The 8,105-nt window shown below is 69.2% G+C and carries 9 protein-coding genes and 1 pseudogene; 4 read left to right on the forward strand and 6 right to left on the reverse strand.

The window, feature by feature from the left end:
- Positions 1 to 241: pseudogene (locus tag ACWCQ6_RS34595) on the reverse strand (DUF6233 domain-containing protein); the annotation flags it as partial.
- 2 nt (positions 242 to 243) lie between these two features.
- Positions 244 to 417: a hypothetical protein gene (locus ACWCQ6_RS34600; protein WP_451096098.1), complete on the reverse strand. Its 174-nt coding sequence runs from the start codon at positions 415 to 417 to the stop codon at positions 244 to 246.
- 49 nt (positions 418 to 466) lie between these two features.
- On the opposite strand from ACWCQ6_RS34600, the gene ACWCQ6_RS34605 reads away from it, so the two are divergent.
- Together ACWCQ6_RS34605 and ACWCQ6_RS34610 are read left to right on the forward strand one after the other, a co-directional pair.
- Complete coding sequence (locus ACWCQ6_RS34605; RefSeq protein ID WP_451096100.1) at positions 467 to 613, forward strand: hypothetical protein; 147 nt, start codon at positions 467 to 469, stop codon at positions 611 to 613.
- A complete protein-coding gene (locus ACWCQ6_RS34610; protein WP_451096102.1) occupies positions 610 to 1,089 on the forward strand; it encodes a hypothetical protein in 480 nt (159 codons plus the stop codon). Before ACWCQ6_RS34605 ends, ACWCQ6_RS34610 begins: the two co-directional genes overlap by 4 nt.
- Before the next feature lie 408 nt (positions 1,090 to 1,497).
- Here the strand turns inward: ACWCQ6_RS34610 and ACWCQ6_RS34615 are convergent, their stop codons facing one another.
- Together ACWCQ6_RS34615 and ACWCQ6_RS34620 are read right to left on the reverse strand one after the other, a co-directional pair.
- Positions 1,498 to 2,616, reverse strand: coding sequence for a fatty acid desaturase family protein (locus ACWCQ6_RS34615; RefSeq protein WP_451096104.1), 1,119 nt, complete (start codon positions 2,614 to 2,616; stop codon positions 1,498 to 1,500).
- 7 nt (positions 2,617 to 2,623) lie between these two features.
- Complete coding sequence (locus tag ACWCQ6_RS34620; RefSeq protein ID WP_351266321.1) at positions 2,624 to 3,679, reverse strand: ferredoxin reductase; 1,056 nt, start codon at positions 3,677 to 3,679, stop codon at positions 2,624 to 2,626.
- Positions 3,680 to 3,766: 87 nt separating this feature from the next.
- On the opposite strand from ACWCQ6_RS34620, the gene ACWCQ6_RS34625 reads away from it, so the two are divergent.
- Positions 3,767 to 4,906 carry a PucR family transcriptional regulator gene (locus ACWCQ6_RS34625; RefSeq protein ID WP_451096106.1) on the forward strand — a complete coding sequence of 380 codons (1,140 nt, stop codon included), beginning with the start codon at positions 3,767 to 3,769 and terminating at the stop codon, positions 4,904 to 4,906.
- Positions 4,907 to 5,494: 588 nt separating this feature from the next.
- Here the strand turns inward: ACWCQ6_RS34625 and ACWCQ6_RS34630 are convergent.
- Together ACWCQ6_RS34630 and ACWCQ6_RS34635 are read right to left on the reverse strand one after the other, a co-directional pair.
- Complete coding sequence (locus ACWCQ6_RS34630) at positions 5,495 to 6,040, reverse strand: hypothetical protein (protein ID WP_451096108.1); 546 nt, start codon at positions 6,038 to 6,040, stop codon at positions 5,495 to 5,497.
- 684 nt (positions 6,041 to 6,724) lie between these two features.
- The gene (locus ACWCQ6_RS34635) at positions 6,725 to 7,414 is read right to left on the reverse strand and encodes a hypothetical protein (RefSeq protein ID WP_451096110.1); all 690 of its coding nucleotides are present in this window, start codon (positions 7,412 to 7,414) and stop codon (positions 6,725 to 6,727) included.
- Between ACWCQ6_RS34635 and ACWCQ6_RS34640 the strand changes: the two genes are divergently transcribed.
- Positions 7,397 to 7,699: a hypothetical protein gene (locus ACWCQ6_RS34640; protein WP_451096112.1), complete on the forward strand. Its 303-nt coding sequence runs from the start codon at positions 7,397 to 7,399 to the stop codon at positions 7,697 to 7,699. The genes ACWCQ6_RS34635 and ACWCQ6_RS34640 overlap by 18 nt on opposite strands.
- Positions 7,700 to 8,105 lie beyond the last annotated feature (406 nt).

Consider the following 8,105-nt stretch of genomic DNA (forward strand, 5'->3'; position numbering starts at 1 on the left):
GCCCTCGACCGGATACAGGGCACAGGGCACAGTCCCCGCGGTGCACCAGAGCTGCCGACGATGACCGCTGTGGCTGGATCTTCCACCGCAGCGCGGCGTGCGCCTGCTCCCGACGCCGCCGCTCCTGCTGCTCCTTGATCTCCAGTTCCCGGATCCGGCCCCGCACCTGCCGCAGCTGCCACTCCAGCCACTGCTCCAGTACCCGGTTCTTGTCCAGGTCGGATATGCCGCCGCTGGGCATGGCTACGCCTCGTCCTCGGCCGGCTCGTGGGCGTGCTTGAGCACCATGCGGGCCGCGACGCGGTCGTCGGCTTCGACGGAGTCCCAGAAGGGGTGGGTGGACACGGTGGTGCTGAGTTCCAGGAGCTGCGCGAAGCGGGCCCAGCACACGGGTCGGCCCCTGCCACTGCTGACCATGTGCCTGACCTGTCCCAATGCCCGCCGCTCCAGCGTCCACCTGCCCCGCTTGACCACCGCCCGTGCCCAGGCCCAGCGCCCGCTCGACGCCCCGGCGGAACTGTCCCGCCTCCAAACCGCCGCGCTGACCACCCACATCGCCGAACTCGACCACGCCATCGCAGAACTCACCTCCACCGAAAGCCCCGACGCATGAATGACCCCGCCGCACTGCGGCTGCGGCACGCCCTCGAACACGCCGGCATTCCCGTACGGCCGGGCACCGACCAGGCTGTCGTGCACGCCTTCGAGCGGATCGTGACCGGCAACCCCGAACACACCAGCGGCGCCCTGTCCGTCTCCACGCTGTGCACGGAAGCGGCTATCTCGCGCGCCACCTACTACCGTTCACCCCTGGCGAAGATCATCACCGGACTGCTCCGGACACCGGACGCGCCCCGACCGCAGACCGGCACCCTGACGGCGGACATCGCCCGCCTCAAGAAGGCGGACCGCACGCTGCGCTCCCAACACGCGGCCGAGCAGCGGGAGGCACGCGCCACCATCGCCGCCTACGCCAACCACATCCAGACGCTGAGCCTGCGGAACGCCGAACTCGAAGCGGAGAACGCCACCCTGCGCGAAGCTCTAGGCCAGGGCGGCACCGTGGCCTCCCTCCCTGTGACGCGTTGAATGTTGCCGGAAGGACTGCCGCAACCAGGGCCTGCCACCTGTCTTACTTCGGCTCACCCGCCCACCCCGGCAGCAGCGCAGGGTCGGACACAGGGGCGGCGAGCATCGGTTCCGGCAGTGTCCACGACGTCACAGCCCATGCCTTCCACCCAGCCCGCCCGTCGGCAACCGAGTGCGCGTACGCACCCGACTACCGGCCCGACCACGGCAGGTCAGCGCACTACAACACCTCGCCGGGGGCAGTGTGCTGAGCTCCTGGCGCACGTCCAGGCAGCGCAGCCGGACACCGGACTGCCCGGATCCCGTGTCGTACGGTCTGATGTCGCGGCCGCCCACCGTCCGCAACGGATCTCACCGAACCCAGCGGTGCCGCCGGTACGGCCGAAAGATCTGAACCAATACCGGGAATCAGGCCGCGATGAGCTCCTGCTCGCGGTCCGGCGTCTTGACCTTGGGCTTCTTGTTCGGCAGCGAGAGCCGGAAGACCTTGCGCCACGCGGAGAACACCTGCTTGGGCAGCGGCCCGGTGACGTACTCCAACTCGTACTTTTCGAACAGTGCGCGCACCTTCACCGCGACCTCGGCGTACCGGTTGCTCGGCAGGTCCGGGAACAGGTGGTGCTCGATCTGGTGCGACAGGTTGCCGGTCATGAAGTGCATGGCCCTGCTGCCGCTGATGTTCGCCGAGCCCATCATCTGGCGCAGGTACCACTGGCCGCGCGTCTCGCCATTGATCGACCGGCGCTCGAAGACCTGCACGCCCTCGGGGAAGTGCCCGCACATGATCACCGAGTGGGACCAGATGTTGCGGACCAGGTTCGCGGTGAACGTGGCGGCGAGCGTGGTGAGGAATGACGGGCCCGACAGCAGCGGGTGGATCACGTAGTCCTTGAGCACCTGCTTGCGGATCTTGCGGCCCACGGCCTTGGCCCGCGCGCGGAACTCCGGGTTCTTGCGGCGGCGCTTGTGCAGGTTCTTGCCGAGCTCCAGGTCGTACGCTGCGATGCCGTACTCGAAGAAGCAGGCGTTGATGAAGTTCCACAGCGGCTGGCCGAGGTGGAACGGGTGCCACTTCTGGTCCTCGTCGACGCGCATGATGCCGTAGCCGAGGTCGTTGTCCTTGCCGATCATGTTGGTGTACGTGTGGTGCAGCTCGTTGTGCGAGTGCTTCCACTGCTCGGACGGCGAGACGTGATCCCACTCCCAGGTGGTGGAGTGAATCTTCGGGTCTCGCATCCAGTCCCACTGGCCGTGCAGGACGTTGTGGCCGATCTCCATGTTGTCCATGATCTTCGCCACGGACAGACCGGCGGTGCCGAGCAGCCACGCGGGCGGGAAGATCGAGAACAGCAGCACGCCCCTGCTGACCAGCTCGATCTTACGCTGCGCCGAGATGACCTTGCGGATGTAGGCGGCGTCTTTCTCGCCGCGGCTGGCGATCACCTCGTCGCGGATCGCGTCCAGCTCGCGGCCAAGCTCCTCGATCTGCTCCGCGGTCAGGTGGGCGGTGGGGTCGATGGCGGTCAAGGTGCTCCTACCGTTCGATGTCGCAGGGGCCCGCCGCGGCGGACACGCAGGTCTGGATGAGGACGCCCGGCTCGGCCTCGGTGATCTCGCCGGTGCGCAGGTCGCGGACGGCGCCCGCCTTGAGCGGCGTGATGCAGCCGAAGCAGATGCCCATGCGGCACCCGGAGGGCATGAGCACGCCGGCCTCCTCGCCGATGTCCAGCAACGGCGTGGCGCCGTCCGCGTCGACGGTCTTGCCGGTGGCGCTGAACGTGACCTCGCCGCCGTCGCCGGCGACGACGATGCTGGGGCGGAAGCGTTCGGTGTGCAGGCGCTCTTGTACGCCGTGCTCGGTCCAGTGCTCTTCGGCGGCGTCGAGCAGGCCCGCGGGCCCGCAAGCCCAGGTCTCGCGCTCGGCCCAGTCGGGCACGAGTTCGTCGAGACGGGCGATGTCGAGCATGCCGTCTGTGTCGGTGTGCACCTCGGTGAGCCGCAGCTTCTTGTCCGCGACCAGGTCGTGCAGTTCGTTGCGGAAGATCACGTCTTGCGGCTGTGGCGCGCAGTGGACCATGACGACGTCGTCGAACTCGATGTCGCGCAGCATGCCCATCACGGGCGTGATGCCGCTGCCGGCCGTCAGGTAGAGCACCTTGGCGGGGTTGGCCTGCGGCAGCACGAAGTCACCGGTCGGCTGGTCGAGCTGGATCAGCGTGCCCGGTTTCGCCCTGCGGACCAGGTGGTTGCTGACCTTGCCGTCCGGGATCGCCTTCACGGTGATCGTGACGCGGCCGTCCTGGCGGTTTGTCGGCGAGGTGATGGAGTAGGCACGCCACAGGCGCACCCCGTCGACATCGACCCCGATCCGCACGTACTGACCGGCTGTGTGGCCGCGCCAGCCCCGTCCCGGCCTGATCACGATGGTCGCGGCGTCACCCGTCTCGGGGTGCACGGCCTCGATGCGCCCACGCAGGTCAGCGCCCGCACGCAGCGGGCTGACCAGGTCGAGGTAGTCCGACGGCAGCAGCGGCGTCGTGACCATCTCCAGCAGTTTCCACGCCCTGCTGCGGAGGGCTGCACTCGTCATGACTCCAGCTTGCTGCGCCTCAAGGCGTAAAGTCCTGACCGCAGGACGTAAATCTGGTCGGCTGAATTGTTCGCAGGGAACAAAAACGTGAGCCATGCAATCCGGAGGGCCAGCGAACTGGCCCTGGATGAGACGACGGTCACCGCACTTCGGGCCGCGCTGAAGACCACCGCCGACGAGGTCGTCCAGGCGATCATCGACGAGGTCCCTCCCTACGCCAACGCCCTTTCGGGCCGCATGGGCGGCACCATCCGCCGAGCCGTCCGCACCGCCCTGGGGCACTACCTGGACCTCGCGAGCGGGAACGCCACAGGCGGCGACGCCGGTGACGCAGCCTACGAGCTGGGCCGCGGTGAGGTGCGCGACGGCCGTTCGATGGACGCCCTGCTCAGCGCCTACCGCGTCGGCGCCCGCGTGGCCTGGCGATGCCTAGCAGCGGGTGCCGTACCCGCAGGTCTGCCCGCCGCCGAGGTCGCCAAGTTCGCCGAGCTGACCTTCGCCTACATCGACGAGCTCTCCGCCGCGAGCGCCGCGGGCCACGCCGACGAACTGGCCGCCCGGGGCAGGGCCCACGAGCGCCACCTGGAACACCTGGCCCGCGACCTCCTCGCCGGCGCGAGCCCGGACGTGCTGCTGGCCTCTGTTCAACGGGCCGGGTGGCAGCCTCCGGTTTCGCTGACCGCGGTTCTGCTGCCCGCCGCCCAGGCCCGACCTGCCTACCGCGCGCTCGACCCGAGCACCCTCGTCCTCGACGATCTGCCGGACGCCACCGGTGTGCTGTTCGTCCCCGATGCCGACCGATCACATCTCTTGCGGCAGCTAACCGACCGCACCTCCGTGGTCGGCCCGGCCCGGCCATGGACTCGTGCGTCCGCCTCGTACGCACGAGCCGTACGCGCGCGCTCCCTCTCCTCTGATATTCGCGACACCGAGGACCACCTGCCCGAGCTGGTCCTGAGCGCCGACGTGGACGCGTTCGCAGACCTGCGTGCCCGAGCTCTCGCACCGTTGCGGACCTTGCCTGTCGCGACCGCACGGCGGCTGGAGGAGACGTTGCGGGCGTGGCTGCTCCACCAGGGCAGGCGGGACGAGGTGGCGGCGGCGTTGTTCGTCCATCCCCAGACGGTCCGGTACCGGATGTCGCAGCTGCGGGAGCTGTTTCCGGATCTCGCATCGCCACACCGGGTCCTTGAACTGACGCTGGCGGTCGGTCTTCGGGTCAGCTGACGCGTACTTCGACCGTCCACGACTGTGTCCGCCAGCGGTCCAGGAATCGTGCCTCGTTCTCGGTGCCATCAGCTGGCTCATGCGGCCCGGGGAAGAGCGGTATTAGCCGGCTGAGACCGGGGGTTGATGTGAAGACCAGGCGCCCGGCCCCGGCATACCGAAGAGGCTCTCCGCCACGTCGACCGCGTACTCACCCGCCGTACCCGGCCCGTACTCGTCCTCCACGACGCCCACCAGTGGCGCACCGAGGCCCTGGAAACTGTCGGCGGGATCTGGAAGGCCGCGGGCGGGGCTCGTATTCCGATGGTCCTGACCGGGACAGGCCGGCTGGCCACCGTGCTGGCACGGCCGCGCCTCAGCGGTCTGCGCAGCCTCATCTGTGTGCGTCACCAGCTCTAAGGCGGGGAGGGTCTCGCGGTTCACCGCCGCACGGCCCTGAATACGGCCCCGCACGGCATGACGCCGAGCGGCCGGAGCCCGGCCGTTCAGCATCGGTACCCAGCCGCGTGGGCGATCGAGGGCAGGGACGGCAGCGATGCCCCGCACGATGCCATGGTCGGGGCCGTGCTTCCTGTCTCCGCCCGACTGCTACCAGCGCCGGGCGGGCCGGGGTCGTTGCTGCAGTTCGGCCAGCTCGGCTACAGCGAGAAGGCGGTCGGTGGTCTCCTGGCCGACTGCTTCGACGAGCCGTTCGGTGCTTGAGGCGATCAAGAGCCAGGAGCGCCGTGGCAGCACGCTCAGGCGAGCGACGGCGTCCGCCAGGGCCCCGGCCTCCAACGCCATCGTCGCCTGGACATCTGCAGAGTCCGTTTCCAGCGGCAGCGTCGCCTCACGTACGAGGTCGACGGAGAGCGTCAGGTCGTCGATGACTGTGACCGCGTTGGTGTTCTCGATCATGCCGGGCTGGTAGGTGCTTTTGAGGTCGTGGGCTTGATGGACGGTGATGTCCGTTTCGCGGTATCCGGCGGCCGTCAGGCGGCGCAGCGCGGCGTAGGCGGTGTGTGTTTTGCCGGACCAGTGCGGGCCCAGGAGCAGGAGGCGGGCGGTGTCTCCGGACAGGATGGTGGAGCACCATTGTGCGATGGCCGGGTGGTCGGTCTCGGCTTCGCGGAAGCGGGCCGGTATGAAGGACATGGGGACAGCGTAGTCGGACAGGCCTTCCAGTCGCGGTCGTTGTGAGCCTCTTGGTTCCGCGTCCCAGCCGGGCGTTCCACCACGAACACGTCTCGGATGGTCCCGGTCTCTTCGTCATAGGCCATGGGAGCACTGTAGGGAGCATCGCCTTTGCCGGGACGGGGTATCCGGCAGGTGCCCCTTGGCCGAGGTGCTCTTCTGCCGGCGGCGTTGCCGCACCACAAGCCCGCACCCCTGGGCGACGCGAAGCGCGGGCAGCTCAGCGGCGGCAGGACGCACGTGGACGAGTGCGGCCGCTGCGTCCGCAGGACCGGGCCCGTCCCCGCCTGTCCGTTAACCGGTACGCATGGCCCTATGATTCGGGGACTCGCGTACGGGTTCCCGTCCCCTGGCGCCCAGGATTCCTGGAACCCGCGCGCCTTGCGCTCCGGGCGTTCGAAGAGGCCCAGCAGCAACGTGCGGAGTGCCCCGGCGCAGGCTGCTCTCGCCGCGGAACCCCGCCGCGGGGCGCGGACAAGAGAGTGCCTTCGAGCGTCCAGCACGACCAGGACCTCCGGATCACCCGGCCGCCACTGGCTGGCGGTGACGTCGGCGCCGGGCTCAAGGCGGATCGCGTCCGCCGCCGCCGTCCACGAGGAGCGAACGGAGGCGGCGTTGGCCAGGGTCGGGACCAACTGATCTCAATCAATCCAAATCGGCGCTGGCCAGGGTGACCGCGAGCGTGATGTGAGGGATGGCGCTCAGGCAGAACTCCGTCGCCATGCTCGGATCGGACTTGGCGCGCGCCTGCTGCAGCACCAGCAATCCGGTCAGCACTGCGGAGTCGACCGCCTCGTCGAGGACCTCGTCCACGGCAAGTTCTCCGGTGGCCGTCAGCTCATGCAGCAGGACGACCGCTGCTTCCGGATCGTGCCGCCACTGTGCGACGAACTCGGCGCCGGCGCTCGCCAGGTCCATCGCGGCGGACTGGTGCACCGTCGGCAGCGGTACGCCACGCTCGCCAGGCGGGTCGGCCGGGGCTGCGATTTCCTGGGCCTCCGCCACAGCGCACCGCGCGGCGTAGGTCCGCCGGGCTTCCTCCTGCTCCCGTGCCACGGCGGTTGGCCACCGGGCATCGTCCTCGGCGCGGGCCTGGTCCAGCAGCATGGCGGAAGCGAGGCTGACCTGGATGCACGGCAAGAGGGATACGCCCACGGCCTCCTGCTCGGACGGGGCGTCGGCGATCGGCTGGTACACCGCGTTCGCCGCGTCGGCGCAGGCGCCGATCAGCGTGGTCAGGGCTGCGATCAGCCGCGCGTGGCGGCGTCGGCAGGCAGGCAGGTCCAGGCGGGCTGGTGTCACGGTCACCTCCGCAGTATGCCGCGCGATCAGCACTCGGTAGGCGTCTTTCAACACAGCGTCACCGATTGGGAGATCGCCGGCCGGTGCCAGCTCTCCTGCCCGTCGCTGTGCTACGCCGGCTCGGGGCCGACGCGGGGCCACGGCAGCATGAACGATGGCGACTGGTTCCGCACCATCGACCAGGCCGTCGCACTCGGCGCCGAGGAGATCCAGCTGATCGGCGGAGGAAGGTCACCTCGAATGGCCGCTGCCCGCCGACCGCACGCGGATTCCCTAGGACGTCAGATGCAGGAGCCGATTGCCTGCTCTTTGTCTTGAGGCGGCGGGTGGTGTAGCGGGCTGCGGCGGCGCGATCGCCGTGGCGGTCACGCGTCGCCCCCGAGAGAGTCGCCGGTCCGGTTGAGGAGGACGGCGTCGTCGGCGAACCATTCGACGCCGTGGACAACGTGGTCAAGGACGACGAGAGCCGTGAACGGGCGAGGGCGGTGGGGTGGGAGGCTCGGTGTTCGGCGACGCTGAGGAACAGCAGTTCCGGCAGAGGGAGCAGGCGGTGCTCTTCTGCAGGGGAAGATCTGTGCGTGACTGACTTCCTTGAGGAGCACCAGGCGCTCATAGTCTGGCTCTTTCCCATCGTGCTCGCTTTCGCCGGAGCCTGGATCCAGGCCCGTGGGGGCCACGCTCAGGCCAAGGCTGCGGAGAAGGCAGCAACAACGGCTGCGGCAGC

The sequence above is a fragment of the Streptomyces sp. NPDC001880 genome (genome assembly GCF_053594575.1).